This window comes from Actinomadura logoneensis, from assembly GCF_003428695.1.
GTDB classification, from domain to species: Bacteria; Actinomycetota; Actinomycetes; order Streptosporangiales; family Streptosporangiaceae; genus Spirillospora; species Spirillospora logoneensis.
Map to the genome: position 1 here is coordinate 14,287 of NZ_QURH01000037.1, position 20,246 is coordinate 34,532.

Consider the following 20,246-nt stretch of genomic DNA (forward strand, 5'->3'; position numbering starts at 1 on the left):
CCGGGGTCACGTCGTCGGGAACGGTAGGACGGCGGTGGATAGGAGGATCGGGGTTGGGGTAACGGGCCTGATCCCCCTCGAACACGTACCGCTGCCGCATGGTCGGCGGGGTCGGATGTCGGAAGGTCCGCGTTGGAGTGATCTCAACGCGGACCTTTCTGCTTCCTGGGTGGCAGGTGAGGCGGGTGTCGAGCTGCTCGTACAGGCGGTATTTCTCGGCGGTGTCAGCGCCCGTGATCGCGCGCTTGATCCCGCCTGCGGCCTCGATCAGTTGGGTGATCTCTTCTTCGCTCATGAGCTCGCCACAGCCGCGTGCAGCTCGCGGAGCGTCTCCTTGAGCCGGTGCGGGGCCAGCCGTCTCCTGATTCAGGTATCCAGCCCGTGCACGCCTGATCGACTGAAGCATCGGCCTGAGCCGGGCATCTCGACGACTTCGCGTAGCGACAGCTGACCGTCGCTCAGGCTTACGACCTCTACGAGCCGGTCAGCGAACGTCAGGGCCGATCTCTGAACATCACCACTTTCGCGTCCGGGTCTTGGTGAGGGGCGAATGCGATGGCATGGGCGCACGTTCGTCGTGATCGAAGGGGTGCCGAATCCGCGGGATGCTCGTTCAGTGACGCCGTGGCGTTGTTCCCCGTCGCGTCAGGAATCGGGCTGCGGCCGGGCCTGGGAGGGGCTGTTTAGGCGGGAGGGCATACGTGGGTCGCTGAGGAATCCTGGTAGGCGTCCGCCAGGCATCGTCCCTGGTACTGCTGGGCGAAGGCGTTGGGGTGCAGCGACTCCTGCTGGAAGCCCTGACTGATCTTCATGCCCGCGGTGCCGTAGCGCACCCACTCCATTTCCTCGGCGAGCTTGCTGGCGTCCTCGCGGGGGCCGGCCTGGCGGGTGCCGTTCTCACAGAGGGCGTGGCCTTCCAACGCATGGAGCATGCTGAGGAAGCTGACCTTCTTTCGTTCGGCGACGCCTTGGAGCATTTTGTCGATCGCGGGGGCCAGGGTGTCGTGCATGAGGTCGAAGTCGGCGTTCCACAGGGGGCATCCGCCCGCCAGGGTCCGCTTGGTGGCCTTGCCTCCGCCGTCCTCGGGGAAGATGTCCCGCACTTTGGCGCCGGGCGGTACCGGCGAAGGATAGGACTGCAAGATCAGCTTGTAGGCGTCAGGGGCGGAACCCGCCTCCTGCATCACCTGGCGGACCCTGTCGATTACTTTTCCGACGTTGGCGGCCACCTGCGGCAGCTGCTGGAGCATCCTGTCGCCTTCTCCGGTCGAGGCGCAGGATCCGGCCTTGGCCATGTACAGCTCGGTGCACCTGCGCAGGAAGCCCGAGACGTTCAGGTCGTTGCCGCCGATCGAGATCACGATGAGCTTCACCTGCTGGGCGGAGGCCGCGTCCTGGAGCAACCGGGCCTGGGGCTCCTTGTTCTCCTTGTACGGCTCGCTGAGGATGTGCCTGCTCTCGGCTCCCGAGCAGGCCAGGTTGACGGGCGTGAGAGGGATCTGCCCGGCACCATGGATCTCGGCGACGTCGGAACGATGGCACCCGGTCGTAGTGGGACTGTCCCGATCGACCGCGGTTCCGTCATAGACCCTGGTCGGGTCGTACCGGCAGACCGCCGCCACCCGATAAGCCGCGCGGTCGGTACCGCCGCGGGTGCAGAAGGGCGCGGCGATCAGGTCGGCGTTGCCCCACCACCGGCCGGCCTCGCCTGAGATGAAACTGTCTCCCAGCGACACCGCCACCGGGGCTTGGAGTCCGGTGTGGTGCCGCTGGTCGACGGCGGCGGCGGCGGTGAGCGTCCCCATTGCCCCTAAGGCCACGGGGGTGGCCAGGGCCAGGAACGCCGCTGATATCCGAGTGTGGAACATGCTGAGCACCGTCTTTCTCGGGGCAGATGATGGCGGGCTCGGCGTTGGGGCTTGTACCGGTACCGCCGACACTTGGTGAATCGGCTCGCTGCGGCCCTCAGGACGCGTCCTCGAAGGGGCTGTCGCGAGGACGCGTCCGGGTTGCATCTTGGAAGGGTTCGGGGCGGGGAGTCCGATCCCCTCACGGAGCGGACGGGTTGTTTCCTGGGCGAGGACGAGGCGTGCTCGTCAGTCGCCGCCGGGCAGTTCTCCGCCGGGGGTAAGAGCGTCGGCGATGGTGGGCAGTTCCCGGGCGAGCTGGTCGGCCAGCTCCTCCACGGTCATCCCGGCCTCCTCGGCCGCTTCCCGCAGGACCTCTTCTGGCAGGGCGCTCCGCAGCTGCTCGCCGGTGACGGGGCTGTTGTCGGTGTCGTCACTGATCCAGCTTCCGACCTGGTCGGCCAGCCCGGCGCGGGCCAGCTCCACCAGCATCTGCCCGAGCTCGGTCGTCTTGATCTCCGCCATCACTTCCCACCCTTCTTGGACTCAGCCGTCTTGGCCTGGTCGGCCAACTTGGCCGCGGCTGCCTGGCCCAGCTGCTTGACCTGCTCGCGCACCTGCGGATCGGACGCGGCCTGCCTGGCCCGCTCCTTGGCCTGTTTGGCGAGTTCGGCAGCGAGTTTCCGCGCGAAGATCTTGGCGACGGTTCCCAGGATTCCCACGGGTCCCTCCACTCTCTGTCGTCGGGCACCGCAGGGAGTTATGGCGTCACCGCTGGGGCCGCAAACTGCCTGGTCCCGCTCGGTCAGGCTGTTGTCACCTGGGCGGACGCCGCGCCATCCCCGCAGCCATCGTTCGATGGCACCCCTCCGCAAGGAAGCTGAGATCCCTCCGCCCGGATCTCTTTCTTGTTGAGGTAGGACGTGCGCTCGACGTGCGGCCGTGAGCGCACGGGCTTCCGGATGGGTGATGTTGAGGTGGGGTTCCGCGCCCCGCCCGGACGAGATCGTGAACGTCGTCGCCTTCCTGGCCTCCCCGGAGGCGAGCTGGGTGACCGGCCGGAACATCCGCGTCAACGGCGGCGTGATCTGACCTCCGTCTGAGCCTGGTGGGCCGTGGCGTCCCGAAGAACCCGGGACGCCACGGCCCGCCCCCGTCCGGCCCGGCCGCGGACTGCGCCCCCGGAACGCGCGCCGGGCGATGTGGGGGCTTGAGGAGCCCCCTCACGCTTGTCGGCCGACGAGGGCTGGGCGAAGCCGAGCTTGGCGGCGCGGCGAGGCACCGCGGTCGGACTGGCGGGCGAGCGAAGTAAGGACTGCGGGCAGCCAGCGGCCCTTGATGCTCCACCGGCGCTCCGCCCCAGGACACTGACGCTCTTCTCGAGGACGGCTTCTGGGGCGATTGCTGGACGGGATCGCAGGCGGGCGGCCCTCAGGCCGGTCAGGCCAGGACGTAGCCGAGGCGGCCCTCGACGACGAGCTTGCCGGGGGTGGGACGGCCCTCGCAGTCCGAGCGGAAGGAGACGAAGTGCTCCGAGTGGGAGCCGGTCGGGATGGAGCAGCGGTAGATCGGCTTGACCTTCACACCCTTGGGCGGCTTGAGGTACACGTAGCCGATGCGGCCCAAGTAAACGCTCTTGGGGCTTTCGCAGTCCGCACGCGCGGACACGAACTGGTCCAGAAGGACGTAACCGTTGAGGCAGCTGTAGAGCGCCCTGGTGCCGCTGGCGCGCTGGGCCAGGATGCGGAACGTCCCCTCCCGGCGGTACAGCGGGCCGGGTGCGGCGGCGGTGGTCACCCAGTGCTTGGCCTGCGCGCCACCGAAGTAACGCACCAGCGTGAGCGTCTTGGGAGCGGCGGAGGTCGCCGCGACGGGAGCCACCTTGGTCGCATGCGCGTCGCCGGATCCGGCGAGCGCCACTCCGCCGGTGACCGCGAGCGCAGCGCACGCCGCCCCGGCCACGACGAGCTTCGTTCTCATTCAGCAGCGCCCTTGGCTGATCAAAGTGGTGAGAGGACGCCAGACAGTCCCACAAACGAGGGCGCGCGACACCACCTGGAAGAATCACTCACACGCATTGCACGGGAGACCGCAAGCAATGCACACCTCGGGGGACTGCTGCGCTACGGCGGGCCGACTGGCCACTGGGGTGCGGAGTCGACGCGGTGTGAACGTAGGTGGGACGGCGGCGGCGGGTGAGACGGGCCTGGCCTGATGAGGCCATCGGTTGACCACTCCGCCAGAAAACGCATCACCGCCTCCTGACTTGCGTATTTGCTACACACGCGAACAGTTGTCACGCTCGGTCCACCAATCCTCACCGGAACGGCGTTGATCTCTTTCTCCGTGCCTTGATTCACTTGAGCCCATCAACACGTCGGGGGGCTGAAGGGGGATTATGCGACTCAAGGCTGCATTGACTTCACTCATCATGACCGCAGCACTGGCCTCGGCCACCGGGCCGGCCGCGCTCGCCACACAAGAAGCACCTCGGACGCAATCAGTCGTCGTAGTTGTGCAACCCGCGAAGACCCGGCCGGCGAAGCCGTCGCCCGCCGAACTGGAGGACCTGAGGCTCGTCGCGCAGAGCGACGGAATCAGTTTCAAGGAGGCGGTCCGACGCTGGGGTTGGCAAAACGCTTTCCTGGAAGTCGCCGACAAGCTACAGGCCAAGCATCCGGGGATCTATTCGGGATCTGAGATCACCGGGGAGGGCAGCGGAGCGTGGATCGGCTTCAAGGGCGCGATCCCGGCCGAAGCTGTCACCCTGGCGCGCACGCTGCCGGTGCCAGTGAAGCTCATCGGGAACAAGGGATTCTCCGAGAAGGAGTTGAAGGACGCCACCTTCGACAACTTCTCCCGCGTCGCCGACAATGCCGACGTCGACACGGCCGAGGGCGGGTACGAGATCACCAGCGGAGCGATCAACATCGTCGCGAGTCCACGCGCGCGCCTGGACAAGGCCGGACGCCAACGGCTGCTCTCCCGCCTCCAGCCCGTCAGGAGCCGGGCCGGCTCCACGATCACCGTCAGTGTCAGCCTCGCCCGTGAGGTGGAAGGCGGCCCGAAGGTGAACATGCACGGAGGCGGTTTCCTCAATGGATACGGCTACTGCACCGCAGGCTTCACCGTTCGAAGGGGCAAGACCCGCGGCATTGCCACCGCCCATCACTGTTCATCGGGGAACCCGAGATTCCAGTACTACAATCACGATCACCGAGGGCGGTACACGAACATCTCCCTCCGCGGCTCACACGGTGGTCGTTACGGCGACATGGCGTGGTATTCCACGGGCAGCTACAAGGCTGTTCCGTGGTTCTACTACACGGCATACAAGACTCGTAAGGTCAACCTGTACAGGTGGCCCCAGGCAGGTCAGAAGATCTGCAACTACGGCCGCACCACCGGCGCCAAGTGCACCAAGGTCTACAAGAACGGGCAGTGCGTCAAGTGGTCGGGGCTGCCAAAATACTGTGGCCTGACCGCCGTCACCAACGAGCCGACGAAGCCGGGTGACAGCGGCGGCCCCTGGTACTGGGGGAACGACGCGTACGGTCTCCTCTCCGGCTCCAAGCGCATCATGTTCAAGACGCGCGACCTCTTCACCCCCGTGGCGGGAATGTACGAGGCCATGGGCGTCTCCGTCGCCCTGTCCTAAGCTTCCCGGTTACAAGAACGTCCCACAGGGCCGCCCCATCATGGGGCCGCCCTGTGGGACTTACCTCGCAGGAGTCCGAGATGAAGACCCCATGGGCGATGGCCGCCGCCGTAACGCTGCTTCTGACGACCTCCGCATGCGGTGGAGGTAAGGGCGTGAACTCCGCAGGGGACGATCCGCGCATCCTGGTCCACCATGGTTACGGAAACGACTGGCCCAAGATCATGTATGTCGGGGAACTCGTCTACGACTCCGCTGGCCGCTGCCTGCATTTCAGGTCCGAGTCCGGAGAGACCAAGGCCCCTGTGTGGCCAGAGGGCACCAAGCCCGTCCTCAAGGGCGATAAGCGCGGCGTCAAAATTCCTGGATTCGGTGAACTGCTCGAAGGCGAGAAGTTCAACACCGGAGGCGCCGGAGCCGCCGAGCAGACACCGAAGAATCTTCCTTCCTCATGCATCCCCAAGGGGGGAACCATCGTTTTCAACGCTGATGTCAAGCGGCAGAGGTAGCCCTTGGGGCGGAGGGCGGCGCGGTAGACGGGGGTGAGGGGTTCGGTGCGCAAGCGACAGGCGATGTCGGTGGGGACGGGACGGCTCGGGGCCCCGGTGACGTGGTCTCTGGGGCATCGGAAGCGTCATTGGTGTCGCGTAGTGGTGACGTCAGCCTGGTGGCGAGACCGCCGGCCGAGATGGGCCGGGGGCGCGGCGGGCCGTTGAGCACGACAAGGGTGGGTCCAGCCCCACCCTTCCGTGTGTCCAGCCATATACCGGACCGCGCGGGCGCTCCATAGCTTTTGAGGTCCCAGCGAAAGAAGGCGAAGGACCATGGCTGACTCCGGCGAAACCACCACCGCGAACGACACCACCTCGGCGACCGAGGGGGGCGGCGAGACGCGCGTCCCCGAGGGGTTCGCCACAGTGAAGAAGTACGTTGTGCTGTACGGGGCGGTCAATGCCATCACTCTGGGGACGGTCGCGGTGATGGCGTCCACGGGCCACGAAGCGTCCTCGTTCATGTGGATTCGCGGAGTCGTCCTCTTGGTGGCCGCGCCGGTGCTCTACCGGATGGTCGTCCGAGCGGCGCAGGGATCGGCCAAGGCGTTCGAGCGTGTGCGCACTGTGTCGACCGTCCTTCCCGTCGCGATCGTCGCCGTCGATCTGGTTCCCGGGCTCTGCCCGCCCTGGTACGCCGTCCTCCAGGGCCTGTCCGCCCTGGCCTTGGTCGGTGTCGCCGTTCTTACCCGCACGCGCGCTCGAACTGACCGCTTCGTCGGGTGACGGGACGGGTCACCATTCGGAGAGGACCAGGGCTTGGACGAGCAGGGCGGATATCGCTTGGGCGGCGAGCCATCCTCGTGCGGGCGGACGGAGGTCGCTCGCCGCCGGCAGGAGCCACGCGGCGAACGGTAGCCAGATGCGTTCGACCTCGCCTTTCGTCACGCCCGCCACGTCCAGGCTGAGGACGGCGATGAGGGCAGCAGCGGCGAGGAGGAAGACCGGCTCTTCGCGCACCTTCCGCCGCGCCGCTATGCCGCGTTTGAGTAGCAAGGGCAGGACGGACGCCACGGCCGGTCCGGTGAGGATGCCGAGGACGGCGACGTCCGCGACCAGGAAGTAGGGGTAGGAGCGGCGCGCGGACCCGCCGCTGACGAGGTATGTGTCGAGTGTGGCGCGCACACCGTCCGGCCACCAGAAGCCGCCCAGGGTGAGGGCCGTGGGGATCACCGCGAGTCCGAGCGTCATCAGGATCCAGAACCTTGCCGGTGGACGGGTTATCCACAGAACGGCGCTCGGGAGGGCCAGGAGGGGGAGGAGTCCGTAGCTTAGGAAGGGCAGGGCGCCGAGCAGGACGCCACCGATCAGTGGCCGGCGCATCGCAAGGAACGCGACGCCCCAGGCCCCGACGCCGAGGAAGAACGCGTCCATGGACGTCGCGATCCAGAGCGAGAGAGGAGACAGCACCAGGAAGGGCAGCGCCCGCCGCGCGATCTGTTCACCGGCGACGATCCGGACCGTCAGTGCGATGGCCACCGCCGCCGACGCTCCAACGCCGATGATCAGCAGCGCCGGCCAGAGCGTCCCGTGCAGGCCCACCGCGTCCAGCGCCCAGAACACCAGCGTCGGCAACGGCGGATGCCCGCGGACGTGCGTCGGGTAGGCATGCAGCTCGGCGGTGAACGTACGCAGCCAGCGCAGCGGGTGATCGCCGACCGCCGCCAGTCCCGCCGGATACTCGGTCGGTGCGTCCAGGGGGCGCGCCAGTGCCTTCGGGCCGTCGCTGACCGACAGCGCCACGGCCCAGCCGACCGCCATGCCCCACGACACCACGAGGAGGAGCCGCCACCGGATCGCACGAACGACACCCGGCAGGACCGCGACCGCCACGGCCGCATACCCGACCGCCAGAGCCATCTGCCAGGTGAGGAGTCGCGCCTTGGCGTGCAGAGGCGGCAGGGCATCCTCCGTGGCCGCCCCCGCCCGCCGCATCACCTCACCGACGACGAACGCTCCGACGATCAGCGCCGCCCAGACGCCGATCCCCCAAACGGCACTCCGGCGCAGCCTCCGCACGCCAACTGGCCCCGCAGGCCTTTGGTGTCTTGGGAGATCGTCTGGTCCTTGTTCCTGCGGGTCCGGTGGCGCTTGCGCCTCTCGCCAGCTGAGATGACGACGCGTCCCCTGGGACTCTCCGATGCCGTCCAGCTCCGCCAGGTCTTGTCGGTTCCTCACAGCGAGAACAACCCGTAGGCCACGCCGACCTACTGGCTCGCCGGGGCCACGCACGACTGTCGAGGCCGGTTGCTTACGCGCCCCCTGAAGCTGCCTTGGCTCGCGTGGGCGCTGCGGCTCTTCTGGCTCGCGCAGGTCGCCTGATCCATGTCTGCCGCCCGCCCCCGCACCCGGACCCGCACCCGCACCCGCACCGGGAAAGGCACCAGGCTCGCGCAAGCGCTGTGACTCTTCCGGGCCGCTCATATCGGCTGGTTCGCGTTCACCACCCGCGCCCAGAAAAGCCCCTGCCTCGCGGGGGCGCCGGGCCCCTTCCGGGCCACGCCCATCGGCTGGTCCGCGTTCGCCGCCCCCGCCCATACCCGCAGAGGCACCAGGCTTGGGCGAGCGCTGTGACTCTTCCGCGCCGCGCGCGACACCTGTTCCGTATGCGCCACCCGCCCCCCGAAAGGCACCAGGCTCGTGCGGGCGCCGGGATTCTTCCGGGCCGCGCATCTCGGCTGATCCACGTCCGCCATCCACGCCCAGAAAGGCCACTGGCTCGCGTGGGCGCCGGGCCCCTTCCGGGCCGCGCATGCCGCCTGGTTCACGTTCGTCACCTGAGCCCTCAAATGCCATTGGGTCGCGGGGGCGCTGTGGCTCTTCCGGGCCGCGCACGTCGGCTGGTTCGCGTTCACCACCCGCGCCCTGAAAAGCTGCTGGCTCGCGTGGGCGCCGGGCCCCTTCCGGGCCGCGTATGTCGCCTGATCCATGTCCGCCACCCTGACCCGGTACCGGAACCGGAAGGGCACCAGACTCGCGTGGGCGCTGCGGCTCTTCTGGCTCGCGCAGGTCGCCTGATCTCCGTTCGTCACCCGTGCTTTGAAAGGCCACTGGTTCGCTCGGGTGCCGGGACCGCTCTGGTTTGCGCATGTCGGCGGGTTCTCTGGGACTCGCTGCGCCTTCACCGTCGTCTGACCTCGTCTTGTTCATTCCACGGTGTGGGGAGCTGTGTTCAGTCATCTGATTCGCCTTGTGCCTGTTGGTCAGCGTCCAGTCCCGTCGAGCGCGGGGTGTGTTTCCGATGCTTGTCACCGGGTGCAGTAGCGCTTTCGCGAAGCGTTTTGCGGGCGGCATCAGCCCGGCCGTCCGTCGTCGGGTCCCCCGTCGTCCGGTCGGCCGTCGCCCAGTCCCACGTCATTCCGCCGTCCGTCATGAAGGCACTCGTCGTCCGGTCACCCGTCACCCAGCTATCCGTCCTCCAGCCGCCTGTCCTCCAGCCGCCCGTCGTCCGGTCGGCCGCCATGAGGGCGGCCGTCGTCCAGTCGCCTCTCGTTCGGTCGGCCGCTGTTCGGTCGGCTGCTGGCCGGTTGATCGCTGGACGGTTTGTGCCTGGCGCGGTGCCTTTCAGTTGGGGGTTTCTCGGTTGGGCGTTCGGTGATTGGGGGGCTTGGCTTTGGGTGGTTTTGGGTGCACTGGGGACGTGCGATCAGGGGGCGGGGCAGCCGTTGCCAAGGGAGCGCTGCCGCTACCAGGACTGTGGTCACGGCGATCAGCAGATTGGGGAGGTAGTGCAGGGGCAAGACGGACGGATTGTCGGGACGGCGGCCGTAGCCAAGAACCAGCGGTAGCGCCACCAGGGTCAACGTGCCTGCCCAGAACATGCCCAGCCGGAATCGCCGCCAGCGTCGCGTCAGCGTTCCTAGTAGGAGCACGGCCGGGGCGAGTGCGGCGTCGTGCGCCGCCAGGGCACCGCCGAGCCATAGAGCCCAGCCACTCGGCCGCGAGTGCGCCACCACGCCGGATAGGCCCCACCCGATGAACGCAGCACCTACGGCGTAGGCGGCCCACCGTCCGGCTCTCATGCGTCCCGGTTCCAGGCGTCCTGGTCTCGCGTGTCCCGGTCTCGCGTGTCCCGGTTCTACACGTCCCGGTCCCGCGCGTCCTGGTCCCGCGCGTCCCGGTTCCGCGCGTCCTGGTCCCGCGCGTCCCGGTTCCACACGTCCCAGTTCCACATGTCCCGGTCCCGCGTGTCCCGGTTCCACACGTCCCGGTCCCGCGCGTCCTGGTCCCGCGCGTCCCGGTTCCGCGCGTCCCGCCCTCACGCTTCCCGCTCTGGCGCCTTCCGCCCTCGCGCGTCCTCGTTTAGTCATGGGGCCAGTCCTCGGGTTGGCGTCCTCGTCGTTTCGGGGTTGTGATGGTTCGCGCTTGCCTTCTGGGGTGTGTGGGCGTTGGTGGTGCAGGAAGCGGCGGCGGCTGCGATACCCGGAGTTCGACCGTTTTCCGGCGCGTTGCCGAGGGCACGACGCGCCAGCGCATGGAGGGGCTGAGTGATGACGTGGACTGCCCTTCGCACCGGGTCGTTGGCGTTGGCGCGAAGGGACGGGGCATGGGCGATCTCTCGGCCTGATTCGGTGCCGGGTGCTTCGGCATGGTCGTTCATGACAGGGGAGGCATGACCGGTTGGCCGCTGGTGGGTGGTGGTCTTGGTGCCGGTCATTGGGCGGCCAGGGTTTTCAGCCATTTGGTTTGGAGGACGCCTGGGCGGTTCGGTGCTATCAGGCGGCACGGGTAGCCGTGGTCCAGGGCCAGAGGTTCGCCGTTCAGGGACAGGGCCAGAAGGGTGTCGGGGTCGCGCCAGTGTCTGGGGTCCACTTCGGAGCTGTTGTACGCGCCGCCGATCTGCAGGGATTCGGCGCGGATGCGGGTGTCGGCCGGGGCGCCGGCCAGGGCCAGGACGTCGCGTAGGCGGACGCCGGTCCAGGTGCCCGACGCCGACCAGCCTTCGACACACGCGATCGGCAGGCGGACGGTGTGCTGGGGCATCGCTCTCAATTGGTCGAGTGAGAGCGAGAGTTCGCGTTGGACGCGTCCGGTGACCTTGAGGCGCCAGTTCGGATCGCGTGCCGTCGCGGTGACTCCCGCCGAGGCGGCGGTGCGGTTAACCGGGAGGCGCTGCGGGCCGAGGCCCGGACGGCGAGGTGCCAGCAAGGCCAGCCGGGCCAGCGGCGACACCGTCTCGCCGACGGTGAAGAGGGTCACCGCGCCGGACGCGGCGAAGACCGAGAGGAGGAGCGAGCGGCGGTCGAGGGCGTCATTGGGCTTGCGCATGACGGTTCGGCGTGCCTTGGTCCACTCGTTCGCGATGTGGATGATGAGCGCGCCGACGACGACGTACGCGGTCCAGTAGTGGGCGACTGTGAAGAAGAACGGGAAGGGGTACCAGTAGGAGATGTTCAGGACGCCCGTGACCAGCTGGAAGAGGGATCCGCCGACCAGCAGGAGCATCACGGCCCGTTCCAGTGCGTGGGCTGGTGAGCGGAACATCGGCCACTGGAGGAGCTTCGGGTAGACCGTCCAGAGCTTGGCCAGAAGGAGCGGCACCGTCGCCAGGCCGCCGATGACGTGGAGGCCTTGGGTGACGCGGTACAGGTTCACCGGCCGCGACGGCCAGTGCAGCCAGTCGGGCGGATGCTGCATGAAGTGGCTGATCAGGCCGGTGATGAACGCCGTGCCGAACGAGACACCGAGCGCCATGCCCAGCCACGCCGCGATCCGCTCGTCGTGGTAGCGGCTGCTGAAGCGTCCCCCGAGGTCGGTGACGAGGCGTGCCGGCCACCGGACGGACGTGCCGGGGCGGTGCTGCGCGTCGGAGCCGGGAGTCGTGCCGGGGTGAGGGTCCGAGCCGGGGCCGGGAGTCGTGCCCGGGTGAGGGTGCGAGCCGGGGCCGGAGGTCGTGCCAGAGGCGGGTGTCATAGGGCGAGGGCGACGAAGCATCGGGACGCCTCTTCCCAGCGTTCGGTCACGGTCAGGCCGCTTTCGGGGAGGTCGTCGGCGGCCACCTGCGCCCACGGGAACCACGGGCCGACGTTCGTGCCGCTGCGGAGCCGGACGCGTTCGCGCCGGGACGGCGTTCCGGGGGCGTTGACCTCGGCGAGGATCCGGCCGCCGGGGATGAGCAGCGGGGCGAGGCGGCGGAGCAGGGCGGCCGGGTCGCCGCCGATGCCGATGTTGCCGTCCGCGAGCAGGATCGTCCGCCAGAGGCCCGCGCCGGGGATCTGCGCGAACACGTCGCCGATCAGCGCGGGGGCTCCGGCGGCCACGGTCATCGCGACGGCGGTCGGCGCGTTGTCGATGCCGACGGCGAGGACGCCGCGTCGGGTGAGGGTGACGGTCAGCCTGCCGGGTCCCGAACCGACGTCGAGGACGGGGCCTTCGGATCGGGACAGCAGGCCCTCGTCGCCGGGACGCAGGCGCATCCAGTCCGCCACCGGCAGCGGACGCCGGGCGCCCGTCGCGTCCTCGATCTGGACGGACGCGGAGGCCGGTTCGCCGAGTGCCTGGCCGTCGAGCGCCCTCTCGTAGAGCTCACCGATCACGGACGGCCGCCGTCCCGAGGGCGAGGGGCCTCTTCGTGGAGGCGCGCTCGGCGCTTGCGTCGTCCCCCGTGAGCTGCGAGGCAGGACGTGCGGTGAGGGCGCGGTAGGTGGCCGCGAAGTGGGTCGTCGGAGCCTGCTCGGCCACCTTCGCGGCGTCGTCGTGGGTGTCCACGTCGGTGAGTTCAGGGAGGTGGGCGACGGTCAGGGCGGCGTCGGTGAGGCGGCGGAGCTGGTGGTCGCCGGTGGCCGGGCTCGACATGGGGACGCCGCGGAGGAGGGCCGGGTCCGGGGTGTGGAGGCCGAGGAGCCAGAAGCCGCCGTCGGTGGCGCGGCCGAAGCACGCGTCGTGGCCGGTCAGGGCGTCGATGGCGGCGGCCAGCAGGGACGGCGTGAGCTGAGGGGTGTCCATGCCGACGAGGACCAGCGGACGGCCTCGGTAGGCGTCGTCGAAGGCGTTGGCCAGGCGCTCGTCCAGCCCGTCCCCGCGCTGGGGGATGACGTCGAAGCCGTCCGGCAGCCACGGACCGGGTGAACCGGCGAGGGCCAAGGTGCGGCGGGCGGCCGGGGTCGCGGCGACCGCCTGCAGGGTGTCCTTCAGTGCGGCCTCGGCCAAGGCGGCGGCCTCGGGCGGAGCGAACGGCGGCGTCAGGCGCGTCTTGACGCGGCCCGGCAGCGGTTCCTTCGCGATCACGATCAGGTCGGCGACGCCGGGAGAGGACGGGTCGGCGGCGCGCGGCGAGGCTCCCTGGCGTGCGCCGGCCGACCTGACCCGCGACGCCCTCGAACCGCCGTGCCGGACGTCGTTCATGCCGCACCTACCGTCGCCAGGATGTTGCGCATGTCGTGGACGGCTCGGATCGTTCCTCGGACGCTGCCGGTGACCTTCGATCGGCCCGTCCTCGGGTGGTAGGGGACGTCCAGCTCGGTGATGCGCCAGTCCGCGCGCGCAGCCTTGAGGACCATCTCCAGCGGGTAGCCGAACCGGCGGTCGGCCAGGTCGAGCGCGAGCAGGTCGGCGCGGCGCGCGGCGCGCATGGGACCGAGGTCGTGCAGGGTCGTGCGCGCGCGGCGGTTCAGCTCGCGGGCGAGGACGCGGTTGGCGACGCGGGCGTGCGGCGGCCAAGAGCGCCATTCGGTCGGACGGCGGCGCCCCAGGACAAGTGTCGGCCGGGGCAGGGGAGCGGCATCGCTGCGCGGGCCGTCCGGACCGTGGAGGGCGGCGACCAGGAGGGGCAGGTCGCGGGGGTCGAGGGAGGCGTCGGCGTCCATGAAGCAGACGGTGTCGGCGGTCGCGGCGCGGAGGCCGGCGTGGCACGCCTCGCCGAAGCCGCGGCGCGGCGCGTGCACGACGCGTGCGCCGTGGCGTGCGGCGATCTCGGCGGACGCGTCGGTCGAGCCGTTGTCGACCACGATCGGGACGTAGCCGGAGGGCATCCGGTCCAGGACCCAGGGCAGGGCGTCCGCCTCGTCCAGGCACGGCAGGACGACGTCGATGTGCGTCATACGGCCACCGCCGCGAACTCGGCCATGCCGTCCTCGAAGTCGATGTCCGCCGTGAAGCCGAGGTCGGCCGCGGCGCGGTGAGGGGCGGCCACGATGTGCCGGACGTCGCCCAGCCGGTAGTCCCCGGTGACGACGGGCCGCGGGCCGTCGCACGCCGCGGCGAGCGCTTCGGCCAGGTCGCCGATGGTGCGGGGGCGGCCACTGGCGATGTTGTAGGCGGCGAACGGCGCGTAGGACGGGTGTTCCAGCGCGAGGACGTTCGCTCGGGCGACGTCCCGGACGTGGACGAAGTCACGACGTTGGAGGCCGTCCTCGAAGACCTTGGGCGCCTCGCCTCGGAGCAGGGCCGACCGGAAGAGCGCGGCCACGCCCGCGTAGGGGGTGTCGCGGGGCATCCGCGGGCCGTAGACGTTGTGGTAGCGGAGGGCGATGACCGATCCGCCCGTCATGCGCGCCCACGAGGCGGCCAGGTTCTCCTGGGCGAGTTTGGTGTCGGCGTAGACGTTGCGCGGGTCGGCGGGGGCGCTCTCGTCGATCGTCCCCGGGCGCAGGAGCCGGGCGCAGCGCGGACACGCGGGCTCGAAGACGCCCGAGGCCAGAGCCGATTCGGCGCGCGGACGAGGACGTACCGTGCCGTGCACGGCGCACTCGTACGTCCCTTCGCCGTAGACGACCATGGACGACGCCAGCACCAGCTTCCGCACGTCCGCGCGCGCCATCTCGGCCAGCAGGACGGACGTCCCGAGCACGTTGGCGGACGCGTAGGCGGGCAGGTCGTACACGTCCACGCCCAGCCCGACCATCGCGGCCTGGTGGCAGACCGCGTCCACGCCCCGGAGGGCACGCGCGACGGCCTCCGCGTCCCGCACGTCCAGGCGGACGGAGCCGGGGGCCGTGTGGCCGGAGGCTCCCGAGGGGGCCGTGTGGCCGGAGGCTCCCGAGGGGGCCGTGTCGAAAGGGACGACGTCGTGGCCGGACGCCTCCAGGGCGTCCGCGATGTGCGAACCGATGAAGCCCGCCGATCCCGTGAGCAGCACTCGCATGGCCCGAACGTAGGTCGCGGAACCGCCGACCGGACGGAATCAGGGGCAGCCGTATGAACCTCGTAAGAACTTCGCCCGCCCGGAAAAGCGCCGCCCCCTTCGCCGTCGCGGGAGTGAAGGCCGTGCGTCACCGGGGTCGGACTTGCTTTCCCAGGGCGGCTGGCTGACCCTGTGAGACTGGTTCGATCTTGGAGGGGGCGCCGATGGTCCGGGTGCTGCTGGCCGAGGATGTGCGCATCCTGCGCGAGGCGCTGGCCGGATTGCTGTCGCTGGAGGACGGGATCGAGGTCGTCGCCCAGGTCGAGCGCGGTGACGCGGTCGTGGCGGCGGCGCTGGACGCGCGGCCCGACGTCGCGGTGATCGACATCGAGCTGCCCGGCCGGGACGGGATCGACGCCGCCGCCGAGCTGAGGGAGCGCCTGCCGGAGTGCCGCGTCCTGATCCTCACCGGCGTCGGACGGCCCGGCACGCTGCGGCGCGCCCTGTCGGCGCAGGTCGCCGGGTTCATGGTCAAGGAGGCGGCGCCCGCCGAGCTGGCCGACGCGATCCGCAGGGTCGCCGCCGGCGGGCGCGTCATGGACCCCCAGCTCGCGTTCGCCGCGCTGGCCGTCCAGGACTGCCCGCTCACCGACCGGGAGGTCGAGGTGCTCCGGCTGACGGCCGAGGGCGAGGAACCTCCCGAGGTCGCCGTGCGGGCCGGACTGGCGTACGGGACGGTCCGCAACTACCTGGCGTCCGCGGTGACGAAACTGAACGCGCGCAACCGGGTGGACGCGATCCGCATCGCCAGGGACGCGGGCTGGATCTGAACCCGTCCCTCAGGCGGTGGAGAGCGCGGTCGCGGGCAGGGCGGGGAAGTCGGCGACCAGCGTGAAGCGGTCGTCCTCTCGCCGGACGCTCAGGCTCCCGCCGGCCTCCGCCGCCCGCGTCCGCAGGTTGGCCAGCCCCGAGCCTCCGCAGCCCGCCGCGGACACGGCGTCGGCGGAATCAGCGTCGCCCCTCCCCGTGGCGGAAACTGCGTGGTCGCGGGACGAGACGGACACGGCGTCGTCGCGGGACGGGGCGGGGTCGAGCGCGCCGTCGTTGGACACGGTGAGCCGCAGGCCGTCCGCCCGCACGGCGATCCCGATCGCGCACTCGCGGGCGCGGCTGTGCCGGACGATGTTGGTCGCCGCCTCCCGGAGGACGATCGCCGCCGCCGACCCGTCCGTCCCCGGCGGCGGCTCGTCCGCGTCCACGCGCACCTCGATCCCGGCGGCGGTCAGCATCGAGCGGGCCGTCCCGACCTCCGCGGCCAGGGACAGCGAGGTGCGGACGCGGGCGATCGACCGGACCGACGCCAGCGCCTCCTCGGCGAGCGTCCCCACCTCGTCCAGCTGCGCCCGCGCGGCGTCCGGGTCGCGGTCCGCCAGCCGTCCGGCCAACTCGCCCTTGACGACCAGGGCGGACAGCTGGAACCCCATCAGGTCGTGGACGTCGCGGGAGATCCGCAGCCGCTCCTCGACCACGGCCATCCGCGCGACCTCCCGGCGCGCCTCGGCCAGCGCGGCGATGACGACGGGCAGGCGGCACAGCACGTAGACCGTCACCGCGAACAGGGCGGCGCCGACGAGGTTGCTCAGCGCCCACGACAGGCCCGCGCCCAGCAGGTACCCGTGCAGCGCGGGGAGGACGCCGATCAGCGCCGCCGCCCCCCAGGACCACGGCGGACGTCCGTGGAACAGGACCACCCCCGCGAGCAGCCCCGCGTAGCTGACCGGCACCTTCGGGCCGATGACCGCGAACGCGGCGGCGAGCAGGACGAGCTGGAGGAGCAACGACACCCGCAGGGCACGCGGCGGCGCGCCGTCCTCGCGCGGGAAGACGTGGCGGAGCTGGAGCAGTCCGACCAGCGGCAGGAGGACGAGCGCCGCCGCGTACCGGCCCCACGCGGCCCCGAACAACGGGTCCGTTCCGCCGTCGTACAGGGCGACCAGCATGCTGCCGAGGTGGTCGATCTCGAAGACCAGCAGGACGAACCAGGCCAGCCACGGCGCCGTGCCGGACACCCGGGCGCCCTTCGCGCGACGTGCCGGGACGCTCGCCCGCACCGACTCCGGGGTGGTGTCGAGCCGTCCGCCGAGTTCGGCGAGCCGCGCCGCCGGGGCACGGAGGACGTCCCCGAGGTCCGTGGACGCTCCGGCGAAGGTCACCGTCAGCCTGGCCGAGGCGATCCGGCCGGCGGAGGCGGTGAGGCGGGCGGAGGCGGTCCGGCCGGCCGGGGCGGTCAGTTCGATCGAGCAGCGGTCGGGCGGGCCCTGCCGCAGGGCGGCGACGACCGTGCGGCGCAGCAGCGCGGCCAGCGCGGCGTCCTCGGCGGCGGGCAGGCGCGGCGGCGGCGCGTCGACGGTGACCGTGACGGGGACGCCGGACGCCGCCAGGACCGAGCGCGCCGCCTCGACCTCGTCGTCCAGTGACCGCTGCCGCTGGTCGGCGGAGACGGTCCGGACCTCGTCCAGAGCGGTCCGCGCGACCTCCACGATCCGCGCCGTCCCGACGGGCGGACCCGTGCGGGCCGTGCCCGCTGTGCCGGCCGCGCGGGCCAGCGCCACCACGAGGGCCAGCCGCTCCCCGAGCGCCGCGTCGAGGCCGCGCGCGATCCGGAGCCGTTCGCGAGCGACCTCCAGGGGGGCGAGCTCCGCGCGGGTCGCGCGCAGCTCCCCCGCGTATCCGGCGAGCCGCGCCATCGCGAAGAACGCCAGCCCCATCGTCACGGTCACCAGCGAGCTGTAGAACGCGAAGGCGACGCGGTGGTCGTCCCGCAAGACCGCCCAGGTGGCGAACTCGGCGGCGACGACGAGTCCGGCGGGCAGCCAGGACCACCGTCCGTCCACGGCCAGCAGCACCGACGTCACGACCAGCGCGGACGCCGACCACCACCCGTCCCCCGCGAGGACGTACGGCCAGAAGGCCGACACCGCCTGAAGCGCCAGCGCGGCCGGGATCCGGCGGCGCGGCACGGCACCGGACGCGATCGCGGCCGTCAGACCCGCCAGGACGACGAGCCCGGCCGCCGCGAGGAGCCCGGGGCCGGTTCGGGCGGGGGTGATGAAGGCACTGCCGACCAGCAGGTTCCACGTCTTGGAAGCGCACCACAGGACGAGGCAGACGACGAGCAGGGCCGTGGGCGACCAGTGCCGCCGCAGGGGATCGCGGCTCCGGATCACATGCCCCCCAACACGAGTTCGCCCGTTGTCGGGGTCCACTGCCGTTCTCCGTGCATTCTGCACGCTCGTTCGTGCACCGCCCATCCCGGACGCTGCGGACCGCAGCCGGACCGGTGCGCCGGGCACTACCCGCCGGCCCCTCCGTCCGCGAGGCTTCTGCAGGTCAGAACCATGACGAAGGGAAACCCGGTGAGCGACGAGATCACGCCTTTCCACATCGACGTCCCGCAGACCGAGCTGGACGACCTGAGAGACCGGCTGGCCCGCACCCGCTGGGCGGACGAGCTGCCCGAGGCCGAGGTCACCGACGGCGTCCAACGCGGCCCGGCGCGGCCCGGCTGGGAGTACGGGGTGCCCGGCTCCTACGTCCGGCCGCTGGTGAACCGCTGGCTGGAGAAGTTCGACTGGCGGGCGCAGGAGGCCAGGATCAACGCGTTCCCGCAGTTCACGACCGAGATCGACGGGCAGCTCGTGCACTTCCTGCACGTCCGCTCACCCGAGCCGGACGCCACCCCGCTGATCCTCACGCACGGCTGGCCCAACACCTTCGTCGAGTACCTGGACCTGATCGGCCCGCTCACGGACCCGCGCGCCCACGGCGGCGACCCGTCCGACGCCTTCCACGTGGTCGTCCCGTCCATCCCGGGCTTCGGGTTCTCCGGCCCGACCAGGACGCGCGGCTGGAACGCGGCGCGGGTCGCCTCCGCCTGGGCGGAACTGATGGCCCGCCTCGGCTACGGCCGCTACGGAGCGCACGGCAACGACGCCGGCGCGATCGTGTCGCCGATCCTGGGCGAGCTGGACCGGGCCCACGTCGTCGGCGTCCACGTGAACCAGATCTTCTCCTTTCCGAAGGGCGAGCCCGGCGAGTTCGAGGGACTCACCGAGGACGAGGTCGGCTACCTGCGGTTCGGGCAGGCGTTCGTGGAGCACGCCATCCACGACCGGTCCCAGGCCGCCCAGCCGCAGACGCTCGCGCACGCGCTGTCGGACTCCCCCGCGGGGCAGCTCGCCTGGATCGGCCAGCTCTTCGGCGACGCGCTGACGCCGGACGAGATCCTGACCAACGCCACGATCTACTGGCTCACCAACACCTCGGCGTCCTCGGCGCGCTTCTACTACGAGAACCGCGACTGGTTCGCGACGCACGCGGGCGAGAGCCAGGGCGAGCGCACGACGATCCCCCTGGGCCTTGCGTCGTTCGCCTACGACTTCCGCGCCGTCCGCAAGTTCGCCGAGCGCGACCACGCCAACATCGTCCACTGGAAGGAGTACGACAGGGGCGGCCACTGGGCCGCCCACGACGCCACCGACCTCCTCATCACCGACATCCGCCGGTTCTTCCGAACCCTCCCCTGACGCCGCCCGCGAGTTCCCAGGTCACCAACCTGGGAACTCAGAGCGAGCCGACGACCTTCTGCGGCGTGATGCGAACGACGACGCGCTCCGAGTCCTCCGCCGAGGCCGGGTTGAAGTCGGCGTAGTCCTTGCCGGTGTACTTGCGGGACAGCTCGTCGATCAGCTCCTGCCCGCCCTCGGTGGTCATGGTCACCGAGCCGCGGACCTCGGCATACGTGTAGGGGTTGTCCGGTGGGTTGATCATGACGGTCACGCGTGGGTCCCTCCGGAGGTTCTGCTCCTTGCGCCGGCCCACGGTCGTGGAGAACAGAAGGTCGTCCCCGTCCCGCTTGACCCACACCACCGACAGCTGAGGGCTGCCGTCGGGCTGGACGGTCGCGACGGTCACGAAGACCGCGTTGTCGTCCACGTACTTCTTCAGGTCGTCCGAAAGCGTGGCTGCCATGTACTGCTCCCTCCCCCGGCACTCCACCCGCAAGGCCACCCACTCCAGGACGACCGCGCATCGGCGTAAGCACCAGAACGAACATTGCAACCACTTAA

19 protein-coding genes are annotated in these 20,246 nt (G+C 70.6%); 6 read left to right on the forward strand and 13 right to left on the reverse strand.

Features of this window, described 5'->3' with window-relative positions:
- Positions 1 to 683: 683 nt before the first annotated feature.
- From DZF91_RS02045 to DZF91_RS02055, 3 genes are all read right to left on the reverse strand, one after another.
- Positions 684 to 1,868 carry an SGNH/GDSL hydrolase family protein gene (locus tag DZF91_RS02045; protein ID WP_158587828.1) on the reverse strand — a complete coding sequence of 395 codons (1,185 nt, stop codon included), beginning with the start codon at positions 1,866 to 1,868 and terminating at the stop codon, positions 684 to 686.
- 228 nt (positions 1,869 to 2,096) lie between these two features.
- Positions 2,097 to 2,372 carry a YidB family protein gene (locus DZF91_RS02050; RefSeq protein WP_117355818.1) on the reverse strand — a complete coding sequence of 92 codons (276 nt, stop codon included), beginning with the start codon at positions 2,370 to 2,372 and terminating at the stop codon, positions 2,097 to 2,099.
- Positions 2,372 to 2,569, reverse strand: a complete 198-nt coding sequence (locus DZF91_RS02055) for a hypothetical protein (protein WP_117355819.1) — start codon at positions 2,567 to 2,569, stop codon at positions 2,372 to 2,374. Before DZF91_RS02055 ends, DZF91_RS02050 begins: the two co-directional genes overlap by 1 nt.
- Positions 2,570 to 2,816: 247 nt before the next feature.
- Between DZF91_RS02055 and DZF91_RS02060 the strand changes: the two genes are divergently transcribed.
- A complete protein-coding gene (locus tag DZF91_RS02060; RefSeq protein ID WP_117355820.1) occupies positions 2,817 to 2,939 on the forward strand; it encodes an SDR family oxidoreductase in 123 nt (40 codons plus the stop codon).
- A gap of 348 nt (positions 2,940 to 3,287) precedes the next feature.
- Here DZF91_RS02060 and DZF91_RS39325 read toward each other — a convergent pair whose 3' ends face one another.
- On the reverse strand, positions 3,288 to 3,827 hold the full coding sequence (locus DZF91_RS39325; RefSeq protein WP_158587829.1) for a hypothetical protein: 540 nt from the start codon (positions 3,825 to 3,827) through the stop codon (positions 3,288 to 3,290).
- A gap of 418 nt (positions 3,828 to 4,245) precedes the next feature.
- Between DZF91_RS39325 and DZF91_RS02070 the strand changes: the two genes are divergently transcribed.
- The 3 genes from DZF91_RS02070 to DZF91_RS02075 all read left to right on the forward strand — a co-directional run bounded on the left by DZF91_RS02070 (position 4,246) and on the right by DZF91_RS02075 (position 6,782).
- Positions 4,246 to 5,505 (forward strand): S1 family peptidase, encoded by a 1,260-nt coding sequence (locus DZF91_RS02070; protein WP_147340946.1) that lies wholly within the window; start codon positions 4,246 to 4,248, stop codon positions 5,503 to 5,505.
- Between the two features lie 80 nt (positions 5,506 to 5,585).
- Complete coding sequence (locus DZF91_RS38715; RefSeq protein WP_147340947.1) at positions 5,586 to 6,014, forward strand: hypothetical protein; 429 nt, start codon at positions 5,586 to 5,588, stop codon at positions 6,012 to 6,014.
- Positions 6,015 to 6,329: 315 nt separating this feature from the next.
- On the forward strand, positions 6,330 to 6,782 hold the full coding sequence (locus DZF91_RS02075; protein ID WP_117355822.1) for a hypothetical protein: 453 nt from the start codon (positions 6,330 to 6,332) through the stop codon (positions 6,780 to 6,782).
- Between the two features lie 9 nt (positions 6,783 to 6,791).
- On the opposite strand, the gene DZF91_RS02080 is transcribed toward DZF91_RS02075, so the two are convergent.
- The 7 genes from DZF91_RS02080 to DZF91_RS02115 all read right to left on the reverse strand — a co-directional run bounded on the left by DZF91_RS02080 (position 6,792) and on the right by DZF91_RS02115 (position 15,138).
- Positions 6,792 to 8,075: a hypothetical protein gene (locus DZF91_RS02080; RefSeq protein WP_117355823.1), complete on the reverse strand. Its 1,284-nt coding sequence runs from the start codon at positions 8,073 to 8,075 to the stop codon at positions 6,792 to 6,794.
- Positions 8,076 to 10,134: 2,059 nt separating this feature from the next.
- Positions 10,135 to 10,260 (reverse strand): hypothetical protein, encoded by a 126-nt coding sequence (locus DZF91_RS42565; RefSeq protein ID WP_268915911.1) that lies wholly within the window; start codon positions 10,258 to 10,260, stop codon positions 10,135 to 10,137.
- Between the two features lie 449 nt (positions 10,261 to 10,709).
- Complete coding sequence (locus DZF91_RS02095; protein ID WP_117355846.1) at positions 10,710 to 11,750, reverse strand: molybdopterin-dependent oxidoreductase; 1,041 nt, start codon at positions 11,748 to 11,750, stop codon at positions 10,710 to 10,712.
- A gap of 215 nt (positions 11,751 to 11,965) precedes the next feature.
- Positions 11,966 to 12,592: a class I SAM-dependent methyltransferase gene (locus tag DZF91_RS02100; RefSeq protein ID WP_117355825.1), complete on the reverse strand. Its 627-nt coding sequence runs from the start codon at positions 12,590 to 12,592 to the stop codon at positions 11,966 to 11,968.
- On the reverse strand, positions 12,582 to 13,400 hold the full coding sequence (locus DZF91_RS02105) for a TIGR04282 family arsenosugar biosynthesis glycosyltransferase (RefSeq protein ID WP_117355826.1): 819 nt from the start codon (positions 13,398 to 13,400) through the stop codon (positions 12,582 to 12,584). Before DZF91_RS02105 ends, DZF91_RS02100 begins: the two co-directional genes overlap by 11 nt.
- On the reverse strand, positions 13,397 to 14,095 hold the full coding sequence (locus tag DZF91_RS02110) for a glycosyltransferase family 2 protein (protein WP_117355827.1): 699 nt from the start codon (positions 14,093 to 14,095) through the stop codon (positions 13,397 to 13,399). Before DZF91_RS02110 ends, DZF91_RS02105 begins: the two co-directional genes overlap by 4 nt.
- Positions 14,092 to 15,138, reverse strand: a complete 1,047-nt coding sequence (locus DZF91_RS02115; protein ID WP_117355828.1) for an NAD-dependent epimerase/dehydratase family protein — start codon at positions 15,136 to 15,138, stop codon at positions 14,092 to 14,094. The genes DZF91_RS02110 and DZF91_RS02115 overlap by 4 nt, the downstream gene beginning before the upstream one ends.
- A gap of 203 nt (positions 15,139 to 15,341) precedes the next feature.
- On the opposite strand from DZF91_RS02115, the gene DZF91_RS02120 reads away from it, so the two are divergent.
- Positions 15,342 to 15,947 carry a response regulator transcription factor gene (locus DZF91_RS02120; protein ID WP_117355829.1) on the forward strand — a complete coding sequence of 202 codons (606 nt, stop codon included), beginning with the start codon at positions 15,342 to 15,344 and terminating at the stop codon, positions 15,945 to 15,947.
- 9 nt (positions 15,948 to 15,956) lie between these two features.
- Here the strand turns inward: DZF91_RS02120 and DZF91_RS02125 are convergent, their stop codons facing one another.
- Complete coding sequence (locus DZF91_RS02125; RefSeq protein ID WP_117355830.1) at positions 15,957 to 18,344, reverse strand: sensor histidine kinase; 2,388 nt, start codon at positions 18,342 to 18,344, stop codon at positions 15,957 to 15,959.
- A gap of 171 nt (positions 18,345 to 18,515) precedes the next feature.
- On the opposite strand from DZF91_RS02125, the gene DZF91_RS02130 reads away from it, so the two are divergent.
- Positions 18,516 to 19,703 carry an epoxide hydrolase family protein gene (locus tag DZF91_RS02130; RefSeq protein WP_117355831.1) on the forward strand — a complete coding sequence of 396 codons (1,188 nt, stop codon included), beginning with the start codon at positions 18,516 to 18,518 and terminating at the stop codon, positions 19,701 to 19,703.
- A gap of 37 nt (positions 19,704 to 19,740) precedes the next feature.
- Here the strand turns inward: DZF91_RS02130 and DZF91_RS02135 are convergent, their stop codons facing one another.
- Complete coding sequence (locus tag DZF91_RS02135; RefSeq protein ID WP_117355832.1) at positions 19,741 to 20,148, reverse strand: PPOX class F420-dependent oxidoreductase; 408 nt, start codon at positions 20,146 to 20,148, stop codon at positions 19,741 to 19,743.
- Between the last annotated feature and the right edge of the window lie 98 nt (positions 20,149 to 20,246).

Excerpts from the sequence above, each read along its gene's own strand:
- DZF91_RS02045 (WP_158587828.1), bottom strand. The coding sequence starts at position 1,868 with ATGTTCCACACTCGGATATCAGCGGCGTTCCTGGCCCTGGCCACCCCC.
- DZF91_RS02050 (WP_117355818.1), bottom strand. The coding sequence starts at position 2,372 with ATGGCGGAGATCAAGACGACCGAGCTCGGGCAGATGCTGGTGGAGCTG.
- DZF91_RS02060 (WP_117355820.1), top strand. The coding sequence starts at position 2,817 with ATGTTGAGGTGGGGTTCCGCGCCCCGCCCGGACGAGATCGTGAACGTC.
- DZF91_RS39325 (WP_158587829.1), bottom strand. The coding sequence starts at position 3,827 with ATGAGAACGAAGCTCGTCGTGGCCGGGGCGGCGTGCGCTGCGCTCGCG.
- DZF91_RS02070 (WP_147340946.1), top strand. The coding sequence starts at position 4,246 with ATGCGACTCAAGGCTGCATTGACTTCACTCATCATGACCGCAGCACTG.
- DZF91_RS38715 (WP_147340947.1), top strand. The coding sequence starts at position 5,586 with ATGAAGACCCCATGGGCGATGGCCGCCGCCGTAACGCTGCTTCTGACG.
- DZF91_RS02075 (WP_117355822.1), top strand. The coding sequence starts at position 6,330 with ATGGCTGACTCCGGCGAAACCACCACCGCGAACGACACCACCTCGGCG.
- DZF91_RS02095 (WP_117355846.1), bottom strand. The coding sequence starts at position 11,750 with ATGGCGCTCGGTGTCTCGTTCGGCACGGCGTTCATCACCGGCCTGATC.
- DZF91_RS02105 (WP_117355826.1), bottom strand. The coding sequence starts at position 13,400 with ATGAACGACGTCCGGCACGGCGGTTCGAGGGCGTCGCGGGTCAGGTCG.
- DZF91_RS02110 (WP_117355827.1), bottom strand. The coding sequence starts at position 14,095 with ATGACGCACATCGACGTCGTCCTGCCGTGCCTGGACGAGGCGGACGCC.
- DZF91_RS02115 (WP_117355828.1), bottom strand. The coding sequence starts at position 15,138 with ATGCGAGTGCTGCTCACGGGATCGGCGGGCTTCATCGGTTCGCACATC.
- DZF91_RS02120 (WP_117355829.1), top strand. The coding sequence starts at position 15,342 with ATGGTCCGGGTGCTGCTGGCCGAGGATGTGCGCATCCTGCGCGAGGCG.
- DZF91_RS02130 (WP_117355831.1), top strand. The coding sequence starts at position 18,516 with ATGACGAAGGGAAACCCGGTGAGCGACGAGATCACGCCTTTCCACATC.
- DZF91_RS02135 (WP_117355832.1), bottom strand. The coding sequence starts at position 20,148 with ATGGCAGCCACGCTTTCGGACGACCTGAAGAAGTACGTGGACGACAAC.